The sequence below is a fragment of the Streptomyces sp. NPDC028331 genome, assembly GCF_055565775.1.
In genome coordinates, this window is record NZ_JBVHTR010000004.1 from 291863 (window position 1) to 315394 (window position 23532).

Sequence of the window (23532 nt, forward strand, 5' to 3'; positions counted from 1 at the left end):
GTGCCGACTGCGCCGATGGGGGCCCCGCCCGCTCGAGCGAAGTCGAGGGTGGGGGACGTCGTCGGGCGTCGGTGAACGTAACAGCGCTGCAACCGTCGCGAAAGACCTTGCAGCAAAAAAGTGCAAGAACGCATGATGGTTACGTCCTCGTGACCTCGCCGTGAGGGGCTGTAGACCTGTATTCGCGGCTGCTCGACGGGATCCGGGCCACTTGTGCAAGACTCTGCAAGGCCTTGCCACACGTCACCGGGGCGGGAATCATCCGCTTGCGGAGCGGACGCCGAACACAACACGAGGGAGCGCCATGACGCAGCAACCGGCAGCGGGCCGTTCGACCGGCCGGGCCCGGCGTCCCCTTGGTGGGCAAGCGGAGATGCGGCCGGTACAGTCCAGTGCCGTGACCACACGGCTTGCCGACATCGCGGCGCAGGCGGGGGTCAGCGAGGCGACTGTCAGCCGTGTCCTGAACGGAAAGCCGGGCGTCGCGGCGACCACCCGCCAGTCCGTGCTGGCCGCCCTCGACGTGCTCGGCTACGAGCGCCCGGTCCGGCTGCGGCAGCGCAGCGAGGGCCTGGTGGGGCTGATCACTCCGGAGCTGGAGAACCCGATATTCCCGGCCCTCGCCCAGGTCATCGGCCAGGCCCTGACCCGGCAGGGGTACACCCCGGTGCTGGCGACGCAGACGCCGGGCGGCTCCACCGAGGACGAGCTGACGGAGATGCTCGTGGACCGCGGGGTCGCCGGGATCATCTACGTCTCCGGGCTGCACGCGGACACCACCGCCGACATGCAGCGCTACGAGCGGCTGCGCGCCCAGGGCGTGCCGTACGTGCTGGTGGACGGCTTCTCGCCGAAGGTGCAGGCGCCGTTCATCTCCCCCGACGACCGGGCCGCGATGGCGCTGGCGGTCACGCACCTGGTGTCCCTCGGCCACACCCGGATCGGGCTCGCGCTCGGGCCCAAGCGGTTCGTGCCGGTGCAGCGCAAGATCGAGGGGTTCGTGCGCACCGTGCAGGAGCAGCTCGGGCTGAGCGTCGAGGACATCGAGTCCCGGCTGATCCAGCACTCGCTGTACACGCTGGAGGGCGGTCAGGCGGCGGCGTCCGCGCTGATCGACCGGGACTGCACGGCGGTGGTGTGCGCGAGCGACATGATGGCGCTCGGGGCGATACGGGCGGCGCGGCAGCGGGGTCTGGAAGTCCCCACGGACGTCTCGGTGGTGGGCTTCGACGACTCGCCGCTCATCGCGTTCACGGACCCGCCGCTGACGACGATCCGCAAGCCGGTCCCGGCGATGGGGCAGGCGGCGGTACGCACGTTGCTGGAGGAGATCGGCGGGACGCCCGCGCCCCACAGTGAGTTCGTGTTCATGCCGGAACTGGTGGTGCGCGGGTCCACGGCTTCGGCTCCTGGGGAGCGGAGTCGTTCCTAGGCAGTAGTTCCTGCCGCTTCGTCCCGTACGCCGGTTGGAGAAGAAGCGACGGGAACCCTTCCGGGGGATGATCGGCGATGGGTCCCTTTTCTGGCAGACTCTGTACCTATGGGTGACAGGACCGTGACGGCGGTGGGGGGCCGGGAGCAGCCCGCTCCCCGGTCCGTCACGGACGCCGCGCAGGAGCCGGCGGACCACGGCGTCCCGCGCAGGATCCGCACCCCGCGCCGCCCGCGCTTCTGGTTCGAGATCCTGCTGATCGCGGTGAGTTACTGGGTGTACTCGCTGATCCGGAACGCGGTGCCGGAGCAGAAGGCCGAGGCGCTGGGCAACGCCGCCCGGGTGTGGCGGGTGGAGAACCACCTGGGGATCGCCGTCGAGGACTCGGTGAACCACGCCGTGAACTCGGTGACATGGCTGATCATCGGAATGAACTACTACTACGCCACACTGCACTTCGTGGTGACGCTGGGCGTGCTGGTCTGGCTGTACCGCAGCCACCCCGGGCGGTACGCGGCCGCCCGGCTCGCCCTGTTCGCGACGACGGGGGTGGCGCTGCTCGGCTACTACTTCTTCCCGCTGGCGCCGCCGCGCCTGATGAGCGGCGCGCACTTCGTCGACACGGTGGTGGTGCACCACACCTGGGGCTCGATGGCGTCGGGCGACCTGAAGAACATGTCGAACCAGTACGCGGCGATGCCGTCGATGCACATCGGCTGGTCGCTGTGGTGCGGGCTGACGATCTTCGCGCTGTCCACGGTGCCGTGGGCGCGGGTCCTGGGCCTGCTGTACCCGGCGACGACGCTGGTGGTGATCGTCGCCACGGCCAACCACTTCTGGCTGGACGCGGTGGGCGGCACCCTGTGCCTGGCGTTCGGCTTCGCGGTGGCGCGGGTCTGGTACGGCGCGCTGCCGTACGCACTGCCGCGCCGGGTGGCGCCGGCGGGCGAGCCGGCGCTGGTGCCGGTGCGGGCGTGAACCACCGCCGCCGACTCCTCACGACCGAAGGACGCGCGCAGCCGTCTCACGCCCCGTAGAACAGCCGCTCCACCACGCCGCGGGCCCTGCGCGTCGTACGCCGGTAGTCGTCCAGCATGTCCCCGACGTGGCCCGGTCCGTACCCGAGGTAGCGGCCCACGGCGGCCAGCTCGCGGGTGTCGGACGGGAACGTGTCGCCCGCGCGGCCCCGGACCAGCATGACCGCGTTGCGCACCCGGGTGGCGAGGACCCACGCCTCGTCCAGGGTCGCGGCGTCCTCGTCGGAGATCAGGCCGGCGGCGCACGCGGCGGAGAGCGCGGCGCGGGTGCGGGTGGTGCGCAGGCCCGGCTCCGACCTGCCGTGCTGGAGCTGCAGGAGCTGGACCGTCCACTCCACGTCCGACAGGCCGCCGCGGCCCAGCTTGGTGTGCAGGGTCTTGTCGGCGCCCCGCGGCAGCCGTTCCGACTCCATGCGGGCCTTCAGACGCCGGATCTCGCGTACGGCGTCGTCGCCGAGCCCCTGCGCGGGGTAGCGCAGCGGGTCGATCAGTTCGATGAAGCGGCGGCCCAGGTCCTCGTCCCCGGCGACGGGCTCGGCCCGCAGCAGCGCGTGCGCCTCCCACGCCAGCGACCAGCGGCGGTAGTAGGCCGCGTACGACGTCAGGGTGCGCACCAGCGGCCCGGACTTGCCCTCGGGGCGCAGGTCGGCGTCGATCAGCAGCGGCGGATCGGTGCTGGGGAGCTGCAACAGCCGTCGCATCTCGGCGACCACCCGGTTCGCGGCCTCGGCCGCCTCCCGCTCGTCCACGCCCTCCCACGGCTCGTGCACGAAGATCACGTCGGCGTCGGAGCCGTAGCCCAGCTCGTGCCCGCCGAAGCGGCCCATGCCGATCACGGCGAACCGGGTGGGCAGCAGGTCGCCCCAGCCGGCGCGGACCACGGCCCGCAGCGTGCCCGCCAGGGTCGCCGCCGTCAGGTCCGAGACCGCACCGCCCACCATGTCCACCAGCGCGCCCTGGTCCGGGCGGGCGGGCGTCTCCTCGGTGCCGTACGAGCCGACGATGTCCGCGGCGGCCGTGCGGAACAGCTCCCGCCGCCGTACGCCGCGCGCCACCGTCACCGCCTGCTCGGCGTTCTCGGCGCGGCCGACGGCGGCGAGGATCTCCTGTTCCAGGTGGGCGCGGGGGCGGGGTTCGAGTCCGCCGCCGTCCCCGTCGCCGAGCAGGGCCACCGCCTCCGGGGCGCGCATCAGCAGGTCGGGGGCGAGCCGGCCGGCGGACAGGACCCGGGCGAGGTTCTCGGCGGCGGCGCCCTCGTCCCGCAGCAGCCGCAGGTACCAGGGGGTCTTGCCGAGCGCGTCGGACACCTTGCGGAAGTTCAGCAGGCCCGCGTCCGGGTCGGCGGAGTCGGCGAACCAGCCGAGCAGCACGGGCAGCAGGGTGCGCTGGATGGCGGCCTTGCGGGTGACCCCGGAGGCCAGCGCCTCCAGGTGGCGCAGGGCGGCGGCGGGGTCCGCGTAGCCGAGCGCGACGAGCCGTTCCCGGGCCGCGCCGGGGCTCAGCCTGGCCTCCCCGGGGGCGAGTTGGGCGACGGCGTCGAGCAGCGGACGGTAGAAGAGCTTCTCGTGCAGCCGGCGTACGACCCCGGTGTGCCGCTTCCACTCGCGGTTCAGCTCGCCGGCGGGGTCGGTGCGCAGGCCGAGGGAACGGCCCAGGCGCCGCTGGTCGGCCTCGTCCTCGGGGACGAGGTGGGTGCGGCGCAGCCGGTAGAGCTGGATGCGGTGCTCCATGGAGCGCAGGAAGCGGTACGCGTCGTCGAGCTGCGCGGCGTCGGCGCGGCCGACGTAGCCGCCGGCGGCGAGGGCCTTGAGCGCGTCCAGGGTGGTGCCGCTGCGCAGCGAGGAGTCGGACCGCCCGTGCACGAGCTGCAGGAGCTGGACGGCGAACTCGACGTCCCGCAGGCCGCCCGGGCCGAGCTTCAGCTCGCGCTCGACCTCGCCCGCTGGGATGTTCTCGACGACCCGGCGGCGCATCTTCTGCACGTCGGCGACGAAGTTCTCGCGCTCGGCCGCCTGCCACACGAGCGGGGCCAGCGTGGCGACGTACTCCTCGCCGAGGTCGAGGTCGCCGGCCACCGGACGGGCCTTGAGCAGGGCCTGGAACTCCCAGGTCTTGGCCCAGCGCTGGTAGTAGGCGAGGTGGCTGGCCAGGGTGCGCACCAGCGGGCCGTTTCTGCCCTCGGGGCGCAGATTGGCGTCCACCGGCCAGATGCTGCCCTCGACGGTGGTCTCCGAGCAGATCCGCATCATGTGCGAGGCGAGCCGGGTCGCGGCCTGCAGGGCCTTGCGCTCGTCGGCGCCGCTCGCGGCCTCGCCGACGAAGATGACGTCGACGTCGGAGACGTAGTTCAGCTCGTGGCCGCCGCACTTGCCCATGCCGATCACCGCCAGCCGGCACAGCGCGGCGTCCTCGGGGGCGGCGGCGCGGGCGATGGCGAGGGCGGCGCGGAGGGTGGCGGTGGCGAGGTCGGCCAGTTCGGCGGCGGCCTGGGCGACGTCGGTGGTGCCGCACACGTCGCGGGCGGCGATCGAGAGCAGGCAGCGGCGGTAGGCGACGCGCAGCGACACGGGGTCGGTGGCCTCGGCGAGCTGCCGCTCGAACTCCGCCACGCCGGGGTGCAGGTCGTGCGGTTCGTAGGTGACCAGGGCGTGCCAGTCGCCGGGGTGGCGGGCGAGGTGGTCGCCGAGCGCCGCCGAGGCGCCGAGGACACCGAGCAGCCGGTCGCGCAGGGGTTTGGCCGAGATCAGCGTGTCGAGCAGCTCACGGCGGGCGGTGGGGGCGGGCTGCGCCTCCAGCAGCCGGACGAGGCCGCCGAGCGCGAGGTCGGGGTCGGCGGTGGCGCCCAGGGCGTCGAGCAGGACGGGGTCGGACCGCACCGGCGCCAGCTCGGCACTCTCCAGGAGCCGCTCGGCGGCTGCGGGGTCGGTGAAACCGTGTCGCAGCAGTCGCGTGAAGGTGCTGCTTCTGCGCCCCTGGGGCACGGTCATCCCTCGGCCTCCCGAGCGTCGAGATCAAGGTCCTGCGGCTTTGAGCGTAACCGGAGACGGGGACGGGAGCGCCGGGGCGGTGCCCTGTGGGACGCATGGAGCCCGGGTGCGGGGCCGCGCGGAGTGTCGCGGGACCGGGTGCCGTGGGGTGCCGCGGGCATCTCAGCCCTCCGGCCAGAGCCCCGGCTGCGGTGTGCAGGCGTGCCGTAGCCGGTGCGGCAGCTCCTCGCCCAGCAGTCGCCGCATCGTCTCCGCCGCGCGGACCGCCGCGTCGGCGCAGCAGTTGTTGAACAGGACGTGCACCTGGTCCGCCCGCTCGGCCAGGTCGCGCACCCGCGGCACCCACTCCGCCAGTTCCCGCTCGGTGTACGTGTGGCGGTAGGCGTCCTCCTTCGACCCGGTGCCCCAGTGCGGGCTGCGCCCGTGGAAGCGGACGACGGCCAGGTGCCGTGCCGTGACCGGTGCGACGGGCGGCATGGAGCTCGGCAGGCCGCGCGCCGTGTCCACGGCGACCGCGGTGGCGTCCAGGTCGGCGAGCAGTGCCGCGGTGGCCGTCTGCCTGCCGCCCCGCCACCAGTCGGGGTGCCGGAACTCCACGGCGACGGGCCAGTTGCGGGCCCGTTCGCGGCACGCCCGCACGAACGCCTCGGAGCGTGGGCCGGGAGTGAGCGAGGGAGGGAACTGGAACAGCACCGTCCCGAGCCGTCCGGTCCCGCGCAGCGGTCGCAGCGCCTCCGCGAACCGGGCCCACACCTCGTCGAGCAGTCCCGCGTCGACGCCGCCCGGGCCGGGGGCGCGCCGCTGTGCGTAGGCCGGCCGGAGGTCGGCGGGCAGCGCGTCCGGCCGTGTCGGATGCCCCGTCAGCAGCGAGAAGGCCTTGACGTCGAAGACGAAACCGTCCGGCGTGCGTTCCGCCCACAGTCGGCTGGTGCGTTCCGCGGGCAGCGCGTAGTACGAGGAGTCCGCCTCGACCACGGGGAACCGCTCGGCGTAGCACCTCAGTCTTCCCTCCGCGTCACGCCGGCCCCGCGGATACCAGCCGCTCCGCACCAGCGCCCGGTCCGTCCAGGAACAGGTCCCTACGAGGATGTCGCCCATGCGCCCCGTGTTGCCCGGGACCGCCCGCCCATGTCCGGCCGGGCACGTCCGGCTCCGTAGGGCGGCCCCTCCGGCCCGTGCTCAGCCGCCGCCGGCAAGTGGCCTGGAGTCGCGGCGACTTGATCGGCGGAGCGGCGAACGACGCGCGAAACGGAGGGAAAGGCAACGGGTCGATGAGGAGTGGGCCGATGAGGAGTGAACCGCGACCGTGACGCGTAGTGCGGTGCCGCGACGGGTACCGTCCGGACTCCCGGCGCGGCAGCAATTCACCGGCTCTTCATCCTTCGGGCCGTAAGGCGTGGGGCGCGGATACCTTGGCGTGACCATGCTCTCTCAGCGCTGCCCCCCGAAGTCCCTCCCCCTCTCCGGAGGTTCATGTGTCCGGCAGTTCCCTGTACCGCCGCACCCGTGCCACCGTCGCGTCCGCAGCCGCCTTCGCCGCAGCCGCGATCGGGCTGTGGACCGGGCTGGGCGGTGAGTCCGCGCACGCCGCGGGTTCCGTCCCCAGCCCGGACCACGTGGTCGTCGTGGTCATGGAAAACCACGCGTACAGCCAGATCATCGGCTCCTCCAGCGCCCCGTACATCAACTCGCTGAAGTCCGGCGGCGCCAACCTCACCCAGTCGTACGCCATCACCCACCCCAGCCAGCCCAACTACCTCGCCCTGTTCTCGGGTTCCACCCAGGGCATCACGGACGACAGCTGCTACACCCCCGGCTTCTCCTCGGCCGCGAACCTGGCCTCCGAGCAACTCGCGGCGGGCCGCACCTGGGCCAGCTACAACGAGTCGCTGCCCAGCCAGGGCTCGACCACGTGCAGCAGCGGCAAGTACGCCCGCAAGCACAACCCGTGGTTCGCCTTCAGCAACGTGCCGACGTCGAGCGCCAAGACCTTCGCGCAGTTCCCCACCGACTACTCGACGCTGCCCCAGCTCTCCTTCGTCGTCCCGAACCTGTGCGACGACATGCACGACTGCTCGGTGTCGACCGGTGACACCTGGCTGAAGAACAACCTGGGCGCGTACGCGACGTGGGCCAAGACCCACAACAGCCTGCTCGTCGTCACCTTCGACGAGGACAACAGCCTCAGCGGCAACCGCATCCCGACCGTCCTGTACGGCCAGCCGGTGACGCCGGGCTCCAGCACCTCCACCACCTACAACCACTACGACCTGCTGCGCACCCTGGAGGACACCCAGGGCCTGACGACGCACGCGGGCAACGCCGCCTCGGCCACGGACATCACCGGCATCTGGGCGTCGTGACATGTACGTAGCGGACAGCCGCGCCGGGACCCCGGCGCCCGTGTCCGCGGACGGCGCCGCCCGGCCGCGCGCCGGGCGGCGCCTCACCGCGGTCGCCCCGACCGTGCTCGCGCTGGGCACGGTCAGCCTGATCACCGACGTCTCCTCCGAGATGGTCACGGCGGTGCTTCCGCTGTACCTGGTCGCGGGCCTGGGTCTGTCCCCGCTGGGATTCGGGCTGCTGGACGGCATCTACAACGGTTTCTCGGCACTCGTACGGCTCGCCGGAGGCCACCTGGCCGACCGCGGCTCGGGGCGCCACAAGTGGGTGGCGGGCCTCGGCTACGGCATCTCGGCCCTGTGCAAGCCCCTTCTGCTGGTGGCGCACACCCTCACTCCCATCGGCCTGGTCCTGGCCGCCGACCGCACCGGCAAGGGCCTGCGCACGGCTCCCCGCGACGCGCTGATCTCCCTGTCCAGCACCCCTCAGACACGTGGTCGCGCGTTCGGGGTGCACCGGGCGATGGACACGGCGGGCGCGCTGCTCGGCCCGCTCGTGGCGTTCCTGATCCTGCGGGCGACGGTGGACGGCTACGACGCGGTGTTCACGGTGAGCTTCTGCGTGGCCGTCACGGGCGTCCTGGTCCTGGTGCTCTTCGTGCCGGGCGGCCGCGCCCACACCCCGGCCGCCACCGATGCCCCCCGGCCCACCCTCCGCGCCGCCCTCGCCCTGCTGCGCCGCCGCGACCTGCGCCGCATCGCGGTCTGCGCGCTGCTGCTGGGCCTGGCGACGGTCAGCGACTCCTTCGTCTACCTGCTGCTGCAACGCCGCCTGGGCGTCCCGGACCGCTGGTTCGCGCTGCTGCCCCTGGGCACGGCGGCCGCGTTCCTGCTGCTGGCGGTGCCGCTGGGGCGGCTCGCGGACCGGATCGGGCGGTGGCGGGTCTTCCTGGCGGGCCACGGCGCACTGCTCCTGGCCTACGTCCTGCTGCTCACCTCCTGGCACTCGGCGGCGCTGCCGTACGCCGTGCTCGCCCTGCACGGCGGCTTCTACGCGGCGACCGACGGCGTGCTGATGGCGGCGGCCTCCGACAGCGTGCCCGAGGAACTCCGCTCCTCCGGGCTCGCCCTGGTGCAGACCGGCCAGGCGCTCGCCCGGTTCGCCTGCTCGCTGGGGTTCGGTGCGGCCTGGACGGTGTGGGGCGACCGTCCGGCGCTGCTGGCCTCGACGGCGGCGCTGGCGGTGTGCGCGGCCTTCTCCCTGACGACGCTCCGCCCGAAAGGCACGGCATGACGGCACGCACCCGCATCCTGGTCCTGCTCTGTGCGCTGCTGGCCCTCGCGGGGATCGGCACCGCATCGGTCCTGCACGCGTCGGCGCGCGCGGAGCGCAGGAACCAGCCCCGGGCCGGCGGCCCCCGGATCACCCCGGGCGAGGTCACGCTCACCGAGCCCGGCCGCATGGTGTTCCGCAACATGGCGTGGGGCCCGCACCGCGACGAACTCACGACGGTCCCGGCGTCGGACCCCTCCGGCCCGCGCACCGCCTCGGGCGTGAAGTGCCTGCGCTTCTACGCCGCCGCCGGCACCGGTGTCTGCCTCCAGGCCGTGCACGGCCCGGTCTCGGACACCTACCGGGCCCTGATCCTCGACGCGTCCCTGCGGGAGAGGGCGCACTACGACGTCCCGGGCATCCCGTCGCGTGCCCGGGTCTCCCCCAGCGGCCGGTACGCCGCGTGGACGGCATTCGTGGGCGGTGACTCGTACGCGGGGACGAACTTCTCCACCCGTGCGGCGATCGTGGACACCCGCACGGGCACGCTCACCCCGTCCCTGGAGGCGTACCGCATCGTCAAGGACGGCAGGACGTACCACGCGTCGGACGTGAACTTCTGGGGCGTGACCTTCGCCCCGGACGACCGCACGTTCTACGCCACGCTCGCCACCGGGGGCACGACCTACCTGGTCCGCGGCGACCTGCGCGCCCGCACCGTCACCACGCTCCACCGGAACGTCGAGTGCCCGTCCCTGTCCCCCGACGGCACGCGCATCGCGTACAAGAAGCGGGTCGAGGGTCTCCCCAAGGACGCGCCCTGGCGCCTGTACGTCCTGGACCTGCGCACGCTGCGCGAGACGCCGCTCGCGGAGTCCCGCAGCGTGGACGACCAGGCGGTCTGGCGGGACGACCACACCCTGGTCTACGCCCTGCCGGGCGACTTCGGCGCGGACCTCTACGAGATCCCGGCGGACGGCACGGGCGCGCCGCGGCGGATCGACACCGCGGCGCTGTCCCCGGCGTTCACCGGCGGCAGCCGCCCGGCGTCCTGACCGGCATCAGTAGTCCAGTCCTGCGAACCAGTCGCCGCGCCCGCCCGGCGTCAGGTCCAGTAGGTGCCAGACCGGGTTGAGCAGGTCGATGCCGCGCTGGTCGATGTCGTCGGCCATGCGCGGGTGGGCGGAGTAGAAGTGCCGGACGGTGCCGTCGCCGTCGCGGGTGAAGACGGAGACGGTGGAGTCCTGCGCGCCGTCCTCGTCCTCGCTGCCGAGGTCGTACTTGAAGGTGCTGTCGCCGCAGCTCAGCAGGCGCAGCCGGGTCCAGCCGCGGGTGCGGGCGTACCGCCGCAGGGCGGGCGGGTCCGCCGCCGCGGCGACGGCGAAGTCGGCGTTCCGGGCGACGTGGCGGGCGACGCCGTTGAAGCCGTCGATCCACAGGGTGCACATGGGGCAGGGGTCGCTCTGCCGCTTGCCGTACATGAAGTGGTAGACGATCAGCGGCCGGTCCGGGGCGGTGAACAGCCCGCCCAGGGTGACCTCGCGGACGGGGGTGTCGCCCGCGTCGAGGTCGGCCGGGCCTTCGAGGAAGACGTAGTCATCGACGGCGGGGCCCTCGGGGAGCGCCCGGCGCCGGGCCGCGACCTCCTCCCGGTGGCGCATGAGCTCGATCTCGGCGAGGCGGAGTTCTTCGCGGGCGGCGAGGTAGTCGGCGGACTCGCCGGGCAGTCGGGTGTGCCGCACCATCACGTCCTCCTGGGTGGGAGACCCCGAGATCACTCGAGTCTATGGCGACACGCCCTCCGGGACGCGCCGGGGCCGACGGTCCACGACCGTCGGCCCCATCCGCCGCTTCAGCGGGAAACCCGCCCTGACCTGCGCCTACAGCACCGGCAGGCTCTTGCGCAGCTCGAACGCCGTGACCTCGGAGCGGTACTCCTCCCACTCCTGCTTCTTGTTGCGCAGGAAGAAGTCGAACACGTGCTCGCCCAGTGTCTCGGCGATCAGGTCGCTGCGCTGCATCAGCGCGAGCGCCTCGCCGAGGTTCTGCGGCAGCGGCTCGATGCCCATCGCGCGGCGCTCGGAGTCCGTCAGGGCCCACACGTCGTCCTCGGCGCCCGGAGGCAGTTCGTAGCCCTCCTCGATGCCCTTCAGGCCGGCGGCCAGCAGGACCGCGTAGGCCAGGTACGGGTTCGCGCCGGAGTCAAGTGAGCGGACCTCGACGCGGGCGGAGCCGGTCTTGCCCGGCTTGTACATCGGGACCCGGACCAGGGCCGAGCGGTTGTTGTGGCCCCAGCAGATGTACGACGGCGCCTCGCCGCCGGCGCCCGCGGTGCGCTCGGAGCCGCCCCAGATGCGCTTGTAGGAGTTCACCCACTGGTTGGTGACCGCGCTGGTCTCCGCCGCGTGCCGCAGCAGTCCCGCGATGAAGGAGCGGCCGACCTTGGAGAGCTGGTACTCGGCGCCGGACTCGTAGAACGCGTTGCGGTCGCCCTCGAACAGGGAGAGGTGGGTGTGCATGCCGGAGCCGGGGTGCTCCGAGAACGGCTTCGGCATGAAGGTCGCCTGCACGCCCTGCTCCAGCGCGACCTGCTTCATGACCAGGCGGAACGTCATGATGTTGTCGGCCGTGGACAGCGCGTCCGCGTAGCGCAGGTCGATCTCCTGCTGGCCCGGGGCGCCCTCGTGGTGGGAGAACTCGACCGAGATGCCCATCGACTCCAGCATGGTGATCGCCTGGCGGCGGAAGTCCATGCCGACGTTGGTCGGGGTGTGGTCGAAGTAGCCGGAGTTGTCGGCCGGGGTCGGGCGGGAGCCGTCCAGCGGCCGGTCCTTCAGCAGGAAGAACTCGATCTCGGGGTGGGTGTAGAAGGTGAAGCCCAGGTCGGAGGCGCGGGCCAGGGCGCGCTTGAGCACGTAGCGCGGGTCCGCGAAGGACGGCGAGCCGTCCGGCATGAGGATGTCGCAGAACATGCGGGCCGTGCCCGGGGCCTCCGCGCGCCAGGGCAGGATCTGGAAGGTCGACGGGTCCGGCTTGGCGATCATGTCGGACTCGTAGACACGGGCGAAGCCCTCGATGGCGGAGCCGTCGAAGCCGATGCCTTCATCGAACGCTTGTTCCAGTTCGGCGGGGGCCACGGCCACGGACTTCAGGAAGCCCAGCACGTCCGTGAACCACAGGCGTACGAACCGGATGTCGCGCTCCTCCAAGGTCCGGAGCACGAACTCCTGCTGCTTGTCCATCTTCCGCTTCCCCATCCTTGCTGGTCAGGCCGCCTGTCTCCGGCTGGGCCGGAGGCGGTCGCGCACCTGAGCATCCCACCACAACAGCATTTCATGCGCGTTGCGGACCTTGATCGGCCGCCCGACCTCGGACTGAACGCCCCGCATACGGCAGGTGTCCTGCTCTGACGCCCATCTTGCCTGTTCGGGCCGGCATCCGTAATGGCCGGTCCGGTACGCGAAGTGAGGGACACCACGCCGTTAAATTTGCATCTCATATGCAAGTTTTCATAGCGTTCCGATCAGTCGAGTTGCAAGGAGTCCCGATGCTGTCCGAGCAGTCCGCGGCCACCGTCCGCGCCACCCTTCCCGCCGTCGGCGCCGCGATCGGCGACATCACCGAGCGCTTCTACGCCCGGCTCTTCGCCGCCCACCCCGAACTGCTGCGGGACCTGTTCAACCGCGGCAACCAGGCCTCCGGCGCCCAGAAGCAGGCCCTGGCGGGCTCGATCGCCGCGTTCGCCACGCACCTGCTGGAGCACCCGGACGAGCGCCCCGACGTGATGCTGGGCCGCATCGCCCACAAGCACGCCTCGCTGGGCGTCGCCCCCGAGCAGTACGAGGTCGTCCACCAGCACCTGTTCGCGGCCATCGCCGAGGTCCTCGGCGACGCGGTCACCCCCGAGGTCGCCGCCGCCTGGGACGAGGTCTACTGGCTGATGGCGAACGCGCTGATCGCGATCGAGAGGCGGCTGTACGCGGCGAGCGGCCAGAGCGGATGGCGCACCTGGCGGGTCGTGGGGCGCGTCGAGGAGACGGCGGACGTCGCCACCTTCCAGCTCCGCCCGGCCGACGACGGGCCGGTCCCCGACTTCCGCCCGGGCCAGTACGTCTCCGTCCGCGTCGAACTTCCGGACGGCGCCCGGCAGATCCGCCAGTACAGCCTGTCCGCCGCGCCCGACTCCCCGGTGCGCCAGATCAGCGTCAAGCGGGTGCAGGGCGGCGACACGCCCGACGGCGAGGTCTCCGGTCACCTCCACGCGCGCGTGCGTGAGGGCGACACCCTGGAGCTGTCCGCCCCCTACGGCGACCTGACCCTGGACGCCACCGACGCGCCCCTGCTGCTGGCCTCCGCCGGCATCGGCGTCACCCCGATGATCGCCATGCTGGAGCAGCTCGCCCGCACCGGCCACCGCGGCCCGGTCACCGTGGTGCACGCCGACCGCTCCCCCGCCACGCACGCCCTGCGCACCGACCACCAGGGCTTCGCGGCCAAGCTGCCGGACGCCGCCGTGCACTTCTGGTACGAGCAGGACGCCCCCGAGTCCGCGCACACCGGCCTCGTCGACCTGTCCCCGGTCCCGGTCGCCTCGGGCACGCGCGCGTACCTGTGCGGTCCGCTGCCCTTCATGCGCGCGGTGCGCGCCCAGCTCATCGAGAAGGGCGTGGCTCCGGCCGACGTCCACTACGAAGTGTTCGGCCCGGACCTCTGGCTCGCTCAGGGCTGAGGCGCGGGGGATATCCCCAGCAGGAGCGGCCCCGTCGGCGCCGCGACCACGTCCTCGACCGTCACCGGGTCCAGCGAGGCGAAGAACGCCTCCTGGGCCCGGCGCAGCGCCCCCCGCAGCCGGCAGCCGGTGTGCAGGGGGCAGGGCGTGGCGCCCTCGCAGTCGACGACGTCGCCGTCCCCCTCGAAGCGGCGCACGACCGCGCCGACCGACGCGGTGCGCCCGGCCCCGGTGAGGGTGAGCCCGCCGCCCCGGCCGCGGCGGGCCTCCAGCAGTCCCATGTGCGTCAGTTCGGCCACGACCTTCGCGGCATGCGTGTACGGCACGTCCATGGCCGCCGCGACCTCGCGGGTCGTGGGGGTGGAGTCGCCGGCGACGGCGAGTCGCATCAGGACCCGCAGCGCCAGGTCGGTGGAGCGCAACAGCCGCATGCCGCCAGCCTAGATAATGCGCATCTGCGGTTCAAATTATCGTCGCGACGGCCGACGCGGGCACTTCTTCGGCCATTCGGGTGGCGCTGCCCGGGTGAGCGGTCTCCGCCCCATTAGCATCAGGCGTCCCTAAGATCCCTTTTCCCCCGAAGGATTCCCGCATGGGCGCCACCCCCACCTCCGCTTCCGCCGAGCGCACGGCCCGCGTGGAACAGACGCGTCGCGCCGAACGCATCCGTGAGCGCCGGACCCGGATCCCGAAGGCGGCGGCGAGCCTGGCCGTCGTCGCCGGTCTCGTCGCCGGCGGGGTGGTCCTCACCGGCTCCCAGTCCGGGAGCAGGGCCTCCGCGGCGAGCGGGGCGCAGGGCCCGGGGAGGAGTTCCGGGGACTCCGGCCACTTCGTCACCGGCAAGGACGGCGTGCGGATCTGGACGGGCAAGCTGTCCCGCGCCCACGTCACCACGAGCGTGCCCTACCCGATGCGCCCGCCCGTGGGCGGCGACCACAACCCGGTGTGGCTGGACTGCAACGGCACCGTCTACACCGAGCCCGTCAGGGACGAGAACGCCGTGCACTCGCTGGAGCACGGTGCGGTATGGGTGACGTACACCGGCCAGGCGTCGAAGGCCGACGTCTCCGCGCTCGCGGCGAAGGTGAGGAGGACCCCGTACACGCTGATGAGTCCGTACGAGAACCAGGCGAGCCCGATCATGCTCACCGCGTGGGGCCACCAGCTCTCCGTGCGGAGCGCCGACGACCCGGGCGTCGACAGGTTCCTCGCGACGTACGTCCAGGGCGAGCAGACGCCCGAGCCGGGTGCCCCGTGCACCGGCGGGACGATGCGGTGAACCGGCACATCGGCTGGATCGCGGGGGCCTCGGCGGCGGCGCTCGTCGCGGCCGGCGCGATCACGTACGCGGCCGCCGAGGACGGCGGGGCGAGGACCATCCGGGTGCCCGCGGCGGACTCGGCGGACGCCGGCTTCGCGCGGGACATGGCGGTCCACCACCAGCAGGCCGTCGAGATGTCGTACATCGTGCGCGACCGCACCGGGAACGAGGAGGTGCGCCGGCTCGCGTACGACATCGCGCAGACGCAGGCCAACCAGCGCGGCATGCTGCTGGGCTGGCTCGACCTGTGGGGGCTGCCGAAGGTGTCCTCCGACCCGCCGATGACCTGGATGGGCATGAGCGGCACGGCCGCCGGCGGGGACGGCGCGCTGATGCCGGGCATGGCGACCGACGACGAGCTGAAGAAGCTGGGCGAACTCAGCGGCGAGCAGGCCGAGGTCTTCTACCTGCGCCTGATGACCGACCATCACAAGGGCGGCGTCCACATGGCCGAGGGCTGCGTCGCCAAGTGCACGGTCGGCGTGGAGAAGAGACTCGCGCAGGGCATGGTCGACGCACAGCGGTCGGAGATCGAGCTGATGACGGCGATGCTCAAGGAACGGGGAGCCGAGCCGCGCACCTGACGCGACCGGCGGCGCATGACCACCGGCCTGCATACATATCGACAAAGCGGCACGGGCCGGAGGTCGCCGCAAGGGCATCCCGGCAATCGCAATCTTTCCGCAACACACGGGGAACGTCCAAACCCACCCAAATCACCAGTAGCTCCGGCCACTTGGTGTTTCCTTGGCTTTTTCATTCCCCTGGCATGAACCGTTCATCGACAGAGTGACCCCCATCGTGTGATCCATACGGTCGGCCGAACCGCCGCGGGCCGGCACGCGGACCGCATGACGTATCGACCACTACATGCATGCGAACCGCATCGCAGGGGGTTCTATGAGATCCAACCGCGCCAAGATGCGCGCTGTGAGCATGGCAGCGACACTGCCCATGATCGCCGGCGCGCTGGCGCTGGGCATACCCGCGGCGCACGCCGCGGACAGCCCCGCTCGTGACGTACTGAAGGGCACCAAGCCGCTGTGGGCCACGGCCAAGGCGGACAAGGGCGCGACATCGAACAGCGCCCAGGTGAAGGCCCGGGTCTACCTGGCCGGCAAGGACGCGGCGGGCCTGGCCGCCTACGCCAAGGCCGTGTCCGACCCCAACTCGCCGCTGTACGGCAAGTACCTGAGCGCCAAGAAGGCGCAGGACCGCTTCGGGGCCACCAAGGCCCAGGTGACCGCCGTCAAGTCCTGGCTGACGTCGGCCGGCCTGAAGGTCACCGCGGTCACCCCCCACTACGTCGCCGTCTCCGGTGACGTGGCCGCCGCCGAGAAGGCGTTCGGCACCCAGCTGCACAACTACTCCAAGGGCTCGGCCACTTACCGGGCCCCGGCGCAGGCGGTCTCCGTCCCCGCCGCCGTGAAGGGCGCCGTCCTGACCGTCACCGGCCTGGACAACGCCCCGCACAAGGCGAACCACGACGACCAGCTTCCGCCGCCGGAGACCGTCTTCCGCAACTCCGGGCCGTTCTCCTCGTACTTCGGCTCGAACACCGCGACGACCCTGCCGGACGCGTACGGCCACACGATCCCGTACGCGATCAAGGGCTACACGGGCAAGCAGCTCCGGGCCGCGTACGGCGCGGGCACCCGCACGGGCAAGGGGGTGCGGGTCGCGATCACCGACGCGTACGCCTCCCCGACCATCGCCTTCGACGCGGCCACCTACGCCAAGAAGCACGGCGACGCCGCCTGGACCACCGGCCAGCTCCACCAGGTGCTGCCGAACCAGTACACCAAGACCAAGGAGTGCTCGGCCGCCGGCTGGTACGGCGAGGAGACGCTCGACGTCGAGGCCGTGCACGCGGTCGCCCCCGCCGCCGACGTCACCTACGTCGGCGCCGCCTCCTGCTACGACGACGACCTGCTCGACTCGCTCAGCAAGGTCGTCGACAACCACCTGGCCGACATCGTCTCCAACTCCTGGGGCGACATCGAGGCCAACCAGACGCCGGACCTGGCGGCCGCCTACGACCAGGTCTTCCAGTTCGGCGCGGTCGAGGGCATCGGCTTCTACTTCTCCTCCGGCGACAACGGCGACGAGGTCGCCAACACCGGTACGAAGCAGGTCGACACCCCGGCCAACTCGGCCTGGGTGACGGCGGTCGGCGGCACCTCGCTGGCGGTCGGCAAGAACGACACGTACCAGTGGGAGACCGGCTGGGGCACCGACAAGGCCACGCTGTCCGCGGACGGCAAGAGCTGGGTCAACTTCCCCGGCGCGTTCACCTCGGGCGCGGGCGGCGGCACCAGCAAGACCGTGGCGGAGCCCTACTACCAGAAGGGCGTCGTCCCGGACGCGCTGGCGAACGCCAACAGCGCCACCGGCAACCGCGTCGTCCCGGACATCGCGGCGATCGCCGACCCGAACACCGGTTTCCTGGTCGGCCAGACGCAGACCCTGCCCGACGGCAAGACCCAGGCGTACGACGAGTACCGCATCGGCGGCACCTCGCTCGCCGCGCCGGTGATCGCCGCCGTTCAGGCGCTGGCCCAGGAGGCCCGCGGCGGCCAGCCGATCGGCTTCGCCAACCCGGAGATCTACGCCAGGTACGGGTCGAAGGCGTACCACGACGTGACGGACAACCCGACGGGCTCCGGTCTCGCCGTGGCGCGCGTCGACTTCGTCAACGGCTACGACGCCACGGGCGGCCTCGCCACCTCGGTCCGCAGCCTCGGCAAGGACAGCTCGCTGAGCGCGGTGAAGGGCTACGACGACGTCACCGGTGTGGGTTCGCCCGCTCCCGGATACGTCGAGTCGTACAAGCGCCGCTGAGACACCGCCGGCAACGGCACCTTGAGGGGGCGCGGGGTGGGTCCACCCCGCGCCCCTTCGCCGTGTGTGAGGTGGCGCACACTCCGTACCCCCCATCGCGTCGCTCTGACGATTACACTGGGCGCCGTGCCTCCGTTGAACTTCTGGTCGATCTATCAGCATGGCTTCGCACGCGTCGCCGCGTGTACGGGTCACACCGTCATCGCGGACCCGCACGCCAACGCCGAAGCGGTCCTGCGCCAGGCGCGCCGGTGCGCCGGGGAGGGGGTCGCCGTCGCCGTCTTCCCGGAGCTGGTGCTGTGCGGCTACTCGATCGAGGACCTGCTGCTGCAGGACGCGCTGCTCGACCAGGTCGAGGAGGCGCTGAAGGAGGTGGTGGCCGGGTCGGCGGATCTGCTGCCGGTCCTGGTCGTCGGCGCCCCGCTGCGCCACCGCAACCGGGTCTACAACTGCGCGGTGGTCGTGCACCGCGGCCGCGTCCTGGGTGTCGTGCCCAAGTCGTACCCGCCGAACTACCGGGAGTTCTACGAGCGCCGGCAGATCGGCGACGGCGCCGACGAGCGCGGCGGGTCCATCCGGGTCGGCGGCGAGGCCGTACCGTTCGGCGTGGATCTGCTGTTCGAGGCTCAGGACGTTCCCGGCCTGGTGCTGCACGCGGAGATCTGCGAGGACATGTGGGTGCCGGTGCCGCCCAGCGCGGAGGCGGCCCTCGCCGGTGCGACCGTGCTGGTCAACCTCTCGGGCAGCCCGATCACGGTCGGGCGGGCCGAGGACCGCAAGCTGCTGTGCCGCTCGGCGTCCTCCCGCTGCCTCGCCGCGTACGTCTACGCGGCGGCCGGCCTCGGCGAGTCGACCACGGACCTGTCCTGGGACGGCCAGACCATGATCTACGAGAACGGCGTGCTGCTGGCCGAGACCGAGCGGTTCCCGCTCGGTGACAGTCACGCCGTGGCCGACGTGGACCTCGACCTGCTGCGGCAGGAGCGGCAGCGGATGGGCACGTTCGACGACAACCGCCGCACGCACCGCGCGCGGACCGGCGACTTCCGGACCGTCTCCTTCGAGCTCGATCCGCCGCTCACCGACCTGGGGCTGCGCCGTCGCCTGGAGCGCTTCCCGTTCGTGCCGGCCGACCCCGACCGCCTCGCCCTGGACTGCTACGAGGCGTACAACATCCAGGTCGAGGGCCTCCAGCAGCGCCTCGCGGCGATCGGCGGCCCGAAGGTGGTCATCGGGGTCTCCGGCGGCCTGGACTCCACGCACGCGCTGATCGTCGCCGCCCGGGCGATGGACCGCGCGGGCCGCCCGCGCAGCGACATCCTGGCCTTCACGCTGCCCGGCTTCGCCACCAGCGACCACACCAAGGACAACGCCCACAAGCTGATGAACTCGCTCGGCGTCACCGCGGCCGAGCTCGACATCACGCCCACCGCGCGGCTGATGCTGAAGGAGATGGGCCACCCCTTCGCCTCCGGCGAGCCGGTGTACGACGTCACCTTCGAGAACGTGCAGGCCGGGCTGCGCACCGACTACCTGTTCCGGCTGGCCAACCAGCGCGGCGGCATCGTGCTGGGCACCGGCGACCTGTCGGAGCTGGCGCTCGGCTGGTCCACGTACGGCGTGGGCGACCAGATGAGCCACTACAACGTCAACGGCGGGGTGCCGAAGACGCTGATCCAGCACCTGATCCGCTGGGTCATCAGCAGCGGCCAGTTCGACGAGGAGACCGGCAAGACCCTCGCGGCGATCCTCGACACCGAGATCAGCCCGGAGCTGGTGCCGGGCGAGGAGATGCAGTCCACCGAGTCCAAGATCGGCCCGTACGCGCTGCACGACTTCACGCTCTTCCACGTGCTGCGCTACGGCTTCCGGCCGTCGAAGATCGCCTTCCTGGCCTGGCACGCCTGGCACGACGCGGAGGCCGGCGCCTGGCCGCCGAACTTCCCCGAGGCCAAGCGGGTGGCGTACGACCTGCCGGAGATCCGGCACTGGCTGGAGGTCTTCTGCCGTCGTTTCTTCGCGTTCGCGCAGTTCAAGCGGTCCGCCATGCCGAACGGGCCGAAGGTGTCGGCCGGCGGCTCGCTCTCCCCGCGCGGCGACTGGCGAGCGCCGTCCGACGGCAACGCACGGGCCTGGCTGCGCGACCTCGCCCGCTTCGACGCCCCGGACGCCGAGGGCATCGAGAACACCGGGGACACGGCACGGTGACCGGCCGGCGCGGGACCGCCTGAGCGACAGCCACGACGAACACGACGAAGGGGTGCCCGGTACCACCGGGCACCCCTTCGTCGTGTTCGTCGTGGCGCGCACAGCTCAGCGGTGCAGCGCCTCCGCCTCCTGCGGGACGTGGGAGGCGACCACGCGCTCCCGCCCCACGGCGGGGACCCGGCGACGGTCGACCGCGTAGGCCACGCCGGCCACCGCCAGGCCGAGCACCGCCAGCCCCGCCCCGGCCGCCGCCGGAGACGTCACGCCGAAGCCCGCGGCCAGCGCGAGGCCGCCGATCCATGCTCCGCCCGCGTTGGCCATGTTGAACGCCGCCTGGTTCGCCGAGGAGGCCAGCGACGGCGCCGCCGACGCCTTCTCCATCACCATGAGCTGCAGGGGCGAGCCGGTGACGAAGGCCGCCATGCCCAGCAGGGTGACCGCCAGGGCCGCGCTCCACTGGGCGCTCATCAGCAGCGGGAAGAGGGCGAGCACCGCCGCCAAGGACGTCAGGCCGCCGAACAGCGTGCCCCGCAGGGAGTGGTCCGCCAGCCGGCCGCCCACCAGGTTGCCGATGGTCGCGCCCACGCCGAACAGAGCCAGCAGGAGCGTCACGCTCGAGTCGGCGTAGCCCGCCGCGTCCGTCAGCATCGGCGTCACATAGCTGTACGCCGAGAACAGCGCGCCGAAGCCCGCCACCGTCGTCCCCAGCGCCAGCCACACCGGCAGCGAGCGCAGGGCGGCCAGTTCGCCGCGCAGACCGCCGGCCGGGGCGTGGGTGTGGTCGTGCGGGATCAGGACGAGGAGGGAGGCGATCGCGGCCAGGCCGATCGCGCTCACGCCGAGGAAGGTCGCGCGCCACCCCAGGTGCTGTCCCATCAGCGTCGCGACCGGCACGCCCGCGATGTTCGCGACCGTCAGGCCCAGGAACATCAGCGACACGGAGCGGGCCTTGCGCTCGGGTGCCACCAGGCCGGTGGCGACGACCGCGCCGACGCCGAAGAACGCGCCGTGCGGCAGCCCGCTGAGGAAACGGGCGGCCAGCAGCCAGTCGTAGCCGGGGGCCAGCGCCGACAGCGCGTTGCCCAGCACGAACAGGGCCATCAGCCCGATCAGGACCGTACGTCGGGACATGCGCGCCGTGACCGCGGCGAGCAGCGGCGCGCCGATCACCACGCCCAGGGCGTACGCCGAGACCAGGTGCCCGGCGGTGGGGATGGATACGTGCAGGTCGTCCGCGACGTTGGGCAGGAGGCCCATCATCACGAACTCGGTTGTTCCGATGCCGAAGGCGCCCACGGCGAGGGCGAGCAGGGCCAGGGGCATAAAAGAGCCTGTGCCTTTCCGAACGAGGTCAGTACGCGTATGTTCACTTACGGAACAAACGCTGCCAGGCCCAGTATTCCGCGCGGTTAAGACGTGGTGACGTTCACACGAGCCGCCACGGGCAGGTGGTCGCTCCCCGTCCGCGGCAGCGTCCAGGAACTCACCGGTTCGATGCCCTTGACCATGATCTGGTCGATCCGCGCCATCGGGAACGACGCCGGCCAGCTGAACCCGAAGCCGCTGCCGGCCGCGCCCTGCGTGGAACGCATCTGGGAGGTGACGGCGTTGAGCGCGCGGTCGTTCATCGTGCCGTTCAGGTCACCGAGCAGGATCACCTTGTTCAGCTTCTCGCCGGCGATGGCCTCCCCGAGCGCGTCCGCGCTGGTGTCCCGCTGCCGCGCCGTGAACCCGGCCGCCAGCTTCACCCGCACCGAGGGCATGTGGGCGACGTAGACGGCGATCTCCCCCTCCGGCGTGTCCACGGTGGCCCGCATCGCGCGTGTCCAGCCCAGCTTGATGTCCACGGGCTCGACGCCGCTCAGCGGGTACTTGCTCCACAGCCCGACCGTGCCCTGCACCGAGTGGTACCGGTACGTCGACGCCAGCGCCCGCTCGTACACCGGCACCGCGGACGCCTTCAGCTCCTCCAGCGCCAGCACGTCCGCCCCGGACGCGGCCACGTCCCGGGCGGTGCCGGCCGGGTCGGGGTTGTCGGCGTTCACGTTGTGTGTGGCGACGGTCAGGTCGCCGCCGCTGCCGCTCTTGTCGCCGAGCAGCCCGCCGAAGAGGTTCAGCCAGACCGTCACGGGCACCAGCACCGCGATCAGCGCCGTCGCCGACTTCCGCAGCAGCGCCAGGATCAGCAGCAGGGGCACACCCACGATCCCGAGCCACGGCAGGAACGTCTCCGTCAGGGAGCCCGTGTTGCCGATCCTGTTGGGGATCCGCGCGTGCAGCAGCATCACCAGCGCGAGGAGCACCGCGAAGACGGCCAGGACGATGCCGCGGCGCCAGATGCCGCGGTCGCCGCGCAGACCGTCGTACAGGCGCCGGAACCGGGATCCTCCGCGGCCCGGCCTCGTGCCGCCGCCACCCGTCTCCGTCATGTACGCCTGCGCCATACCGTCGCCTCACACCTTGCCGTGCACACCGTCGTCCCCGCGGTAACGACCCTAGGGGATGATCGGTTCCGTCCCTGCCGCCCCATGGCGGCCGTACGCGCACGAGGACGAAGAAGGCGATGTCCGAAGTTCCGAACGGGGGCGCCTCAGAGGCCTTCTGTGACGAAACGCGCACACAGACGCGGGGAAACCGGCACACGGACGTTACGATCTGACGGGCTGTAGGCGCGTCACGACCTGACGGGCTGCAGGCGCGTCACGACCTGACGGGCTGCAGGCCTTCCAGGACCGTGTCGACGATCCGCTCGCTCAAGCCCTCCTCGAGGGGCGCCTCCGGGCGCAGCAGGGAGCGTACGAGCATGGGGCCCATCAGCATGTCGTTCATCAGATCGATGTCCACGTCCGTGCGCAGCTCGCCCTCGCGCTGTCCGCGGCGCAGGATGTCGAAGCTGAGCCGGCGCCGGGGTGCTATGACGGTGGAGTGGTAGGCGGCCCAGATCTTGGGGCTCGTCTTCATCTGCGCGTGCACGTTGCGCAGGATGGCCGAGGAGCGGCTGGCCAGGGCGCGCTGCCGCAGCCACTCCAGGAGCATGACCAGGTCGTCGCGCATCGAAGTGCCCGGCAGTTCGGGCTCCTCGGGGTCGGCGGCGCGCAGGACGTCGACGAACAGGTCCTCCTTGTTGTTCCACCGCCGGTAGATCGTGGCCTTGCCGACGCCCGCGGTGCGGGCGATGCGCTCTATGGAGAGGTCCGTGAGGGACACGCCGTCCTCCATGAGCTTCATCACTCCCTCGATGATGGCCCGTTCGACGGCCTCGCTGCGCGGGCGTCCGCGCGCGGGCCACTCCTGGTGCTGGGTCCGGGGCCTGCTGCCGGCGAGGCTCACGTTCGACTCCGTCCTTGGCTGCGCCGTGGTGT

17 protein-coding genes and 1 pseudogene are annotated in these 23532 nt (G+C 72.0%); 10 read left to right on the top strand and 8 right to left on the bottom strand.

Annotated features, from left to right (window positions below; translation table 11 throughout):
- Positions 1–397 precede the first annotated feature (397 nt).
- Both ACZ4SW_RS07325 and ACZ4SW_RS07330 read left to right on the top strand, forming a co-directional pair.
- Positions 398–1432: a LacI family DNA-binding transcriptional regulator gene (locus ACZ4SW_RS07325; RefSeq protein ID WP_468239069.1), complete on the top strand. Its 1035-nt coding sequence runs from the start codon at positions 398–400 to the stop codon at positions 1430–1432.
- Positions 1433–1540: 108 nt separating this feature from the next.
- Positions 1541–2410 carry a phosphatase PAP2 family protein gene (locus ACZ4SW_RS07330; protein WP_468239071.1) on the top strand — a complete coding sequence of 290 codons (870 nt, stop codon included), beginning with the start codon at positions 1541–1543 and terminating at the stop codon, positions 2408–2410.
- A gap of 46 nt (positions 2411–2456) precedes the next feature.
- Here the strand turns inward: ACZ4SW_RS07330 and ACZ4SW_RS07335 are convergent, their stop codons facing one another.
- Positions 2457–5456, bottom strand: a complete 3000-nt coding sequence (locus ACZ4SW_RS07335; RefSeq protein ID WP_468239073.1) for a bifunctional [glutamine synthetase] adenylyltransferase/[glutamine synthetase]-adenylyl-L-tyrosine phosphorylase — start codon at positions 5454–5456, stop codon at positions 2457–2459.
- Positions 5457–5618: 162 nt separating this feature from the next.
- The gene (locus ACZ4SW_RS07340) at positions 5619–6554 is read right to left on the bottom strand and encodes a DUF72 domain-containing protein (protein WP_468239075.1); all 936 of its coding nucleotides are present in this window, start codon (positions 6552–6554) and stop codon (positions 5619–5621) included.
- Between the two features lie 377 nt (positions 6555–6931).
- Between ACZ4SW_RS07340 and ACZ4SW_RS07345 the strand changes: the two genes are divergently transcribed.
- The 3 genes from ACZ4SW_RS07345 to ACZ4SW_RS07355 are packed head-to-tail and all read left to right on the top strand — an operon-like array spanning position 6932 to position 10126.
- Positions 6932–7819: an alkaline phosphatase family protein gene (locus tag ACZ4SW_RS07345; protein WP_468239078.1), complete on the top strand. Its 888-nt coding sequence runs from the start codon at positions 6932–6934 to the stop codon at positions 7817–7819.
- 1 nt (position 7820) lies between these two features.
- Positions 7821–9092, top strand: a complete 1272-nt coding sequence (locus ACZ4SW_RS07350; protein ID WP_468239080.1) for an MFS transporter — start codon at positions 7821–7823, stop codon at positions 9090–9092.
- Positions 9089–10126 carry a TolB family protein gene (locus ACZ4SW_RS07355; RefSeq protein ID WP_468239083.1) on the top strand — a complete coding sequence of 346 codons (1038 nt, stop codon included), beginning with the start codon at positions 9089–9091 and terminating at the stop codon, positions 10124–10126. Before ACZ4SW_RS07350 ends, ACZ4SW_RS07355 begins: the two co-directional genes overlap by 4 nt.
- A 6-nt stretch (positions 10127–10132) precedes the next feature.
- On the opposite strand, the gene ACZ4SW_RS07360 is transcribed toward ACZ4SW_RS07355, so the two are convergent.
- Both ACZ4SW_RS07360 and glnA read right to left on the bottom strand, forming a co-directional pair.
- Positions 10133–10816 carry a DUF899 family protein gene (locus ACZ4SW_RS07360; RefSeq protein WP_468239085.1) on the bottom strand — a complete coding sequence of 228 codons (684 nt, stop codon included), beginning with the start codon at positions 10814–10816 and terminating at the stop codon, positions 10133–10135.
- A 135-nt stretch (positions 10817–10951) separates the two neighbouring features.
- Positions 10952–12313, bottom strand: a complete 1362-nt coding sequence (glnA, locus tag ACZ4SW_RS07365) for a type I glutamate--ammonia ligase (protein WP_468239088.1) — start codon at positions 12311–12313, stop codon at positions 10952–10954.
- Between the two features lie 305 nt (positions 12314–12618).
- Between glnA and ACZ4SW_RS07370 the strand changes: the two genes are divergently transcribed.
- Complete coding sequence (locus ACZ4SW_RS07370; protein ID WP_468239090.1) at positions 12619–13800, top strand: globin domain-containing protein; 1182 nt, start codon at positions 12619–12621, stop codon at positions 13798–13800.
- Here ACZ4SW_RS07370 and ACZ4SW_RS07375 read toward each other — a convergent pair.
- Complete coding sequence (locus ACZ4SW_RS07375) at positions 13791–14231, bottom strand: RrF2 family transcriptional regulator (protein ID WP_468239093.1); 441 nt, start codon at positions 14229–14231, stop codon at positions 13791–13793. The two genes, ACZ4SW_RS07370 and ACZ4SW_RS07375, sit on opposite strands and share 10 nt — an antisense overlap.
- A 161-nt stretch (positions 14232–14392) precedes the next feature.
- Between ACZ4SW_RS07375 and ACZ4SW_RS07380 the strand changes: the two genes are divergently transcribed.
- From ACZ4SW_RS07380 to ACZ4SW_RS07395, 4 genes are all read left to right on the top strand, one after another.
- Positions 14393–15079: a DUF3105 domain-containing protein gene (locus ACZ4SW_RS07380; protein WP_468239095.1), complete on the top strand. Its 687-nt coding sequence runs from the start codon at positions 14393–14395 to the stop codon at positions 15077–15079.
- The gene (locus ACZ4SW_RS07385; protein WP_468239098.1) at positions 15076–15705 is read left to right on the top strand and encodes a DUF305 domain-containing protein; all 630 of its coding nucleotides are present in this window, start codon (positions 15076–15078) and stop codon (positions 15703–15705) included. The genes ACZ4SW_RS07380 and ACZ4SW_RS07385 overlap by 4 nt, the downstream gene beginning before the upstream one ends.
- A gap of 316 nt (positions 15706–16021) precedes the next feature.
- Entirely contained in the window at positions 16022–17962 is a 1941-nt protein-coding gene (locus ACZ4SW_RS07390; RefSeq protein ID WP_468239101.1) for a S53 family peptidase, read from the top strand.
- Between the two features lie 126 nt (positions 17963–18088).
- Positions 18089–20170 carry an NAD(+) synthase gene (locus ACZ4SW_RS07395; protein WP_468239104.1) on the top strand — a complete coding sequence of 694 codons (2082 nt, stop codon included), beginning with the start codon at positions 18089–18091 and terminating at the stop codon, positions 20168–20170.
- A gap of 105 nt (positions 20171–20275) precedes the next feature.
- Here the strand turns inward: ACZ4SW_RS07395 and ACZ4SW_RS07400 are convergent, their stop codons facing one another.
- From ACZ4SW_RS07400 to ACZ4SW_RS07410, 3 genes and pseudogenes are all read right to left on the bottom strand, one after another.
- Entirely contained in the window at positions 20276–21493 is a 1218-nt protein-coding gene (locus ACZ4SW_RS07400; protein ID WP_468239107.1) for an MFS transporter, read from the bottom strand.
- A gap of 86 nt (positions 21494–21579) precedes the next feature.
- Positions 21580–22555, bottom strand: a pseudogene (locus ACZ4SW_RS07405) (endonuclease/exonuclease/phosphatase family protein).
- 315 nt (positions 22556–22870) lie between these two features.
- The gene (locus ACZ4SW_RS07410; RefSeq protein ID WP_468239110.1) at positions 22871–23500 is read right to left on the bottom strand and encodes a TetR/AcrR family transcriptional regulator; all 630 of its coding nucleotides are present in this window, start codon (positions 23498–23500) and stop codon (positions 22871–22873) included.
- Positions 23501–23532 lie beyond the last annotated feature (32 nt).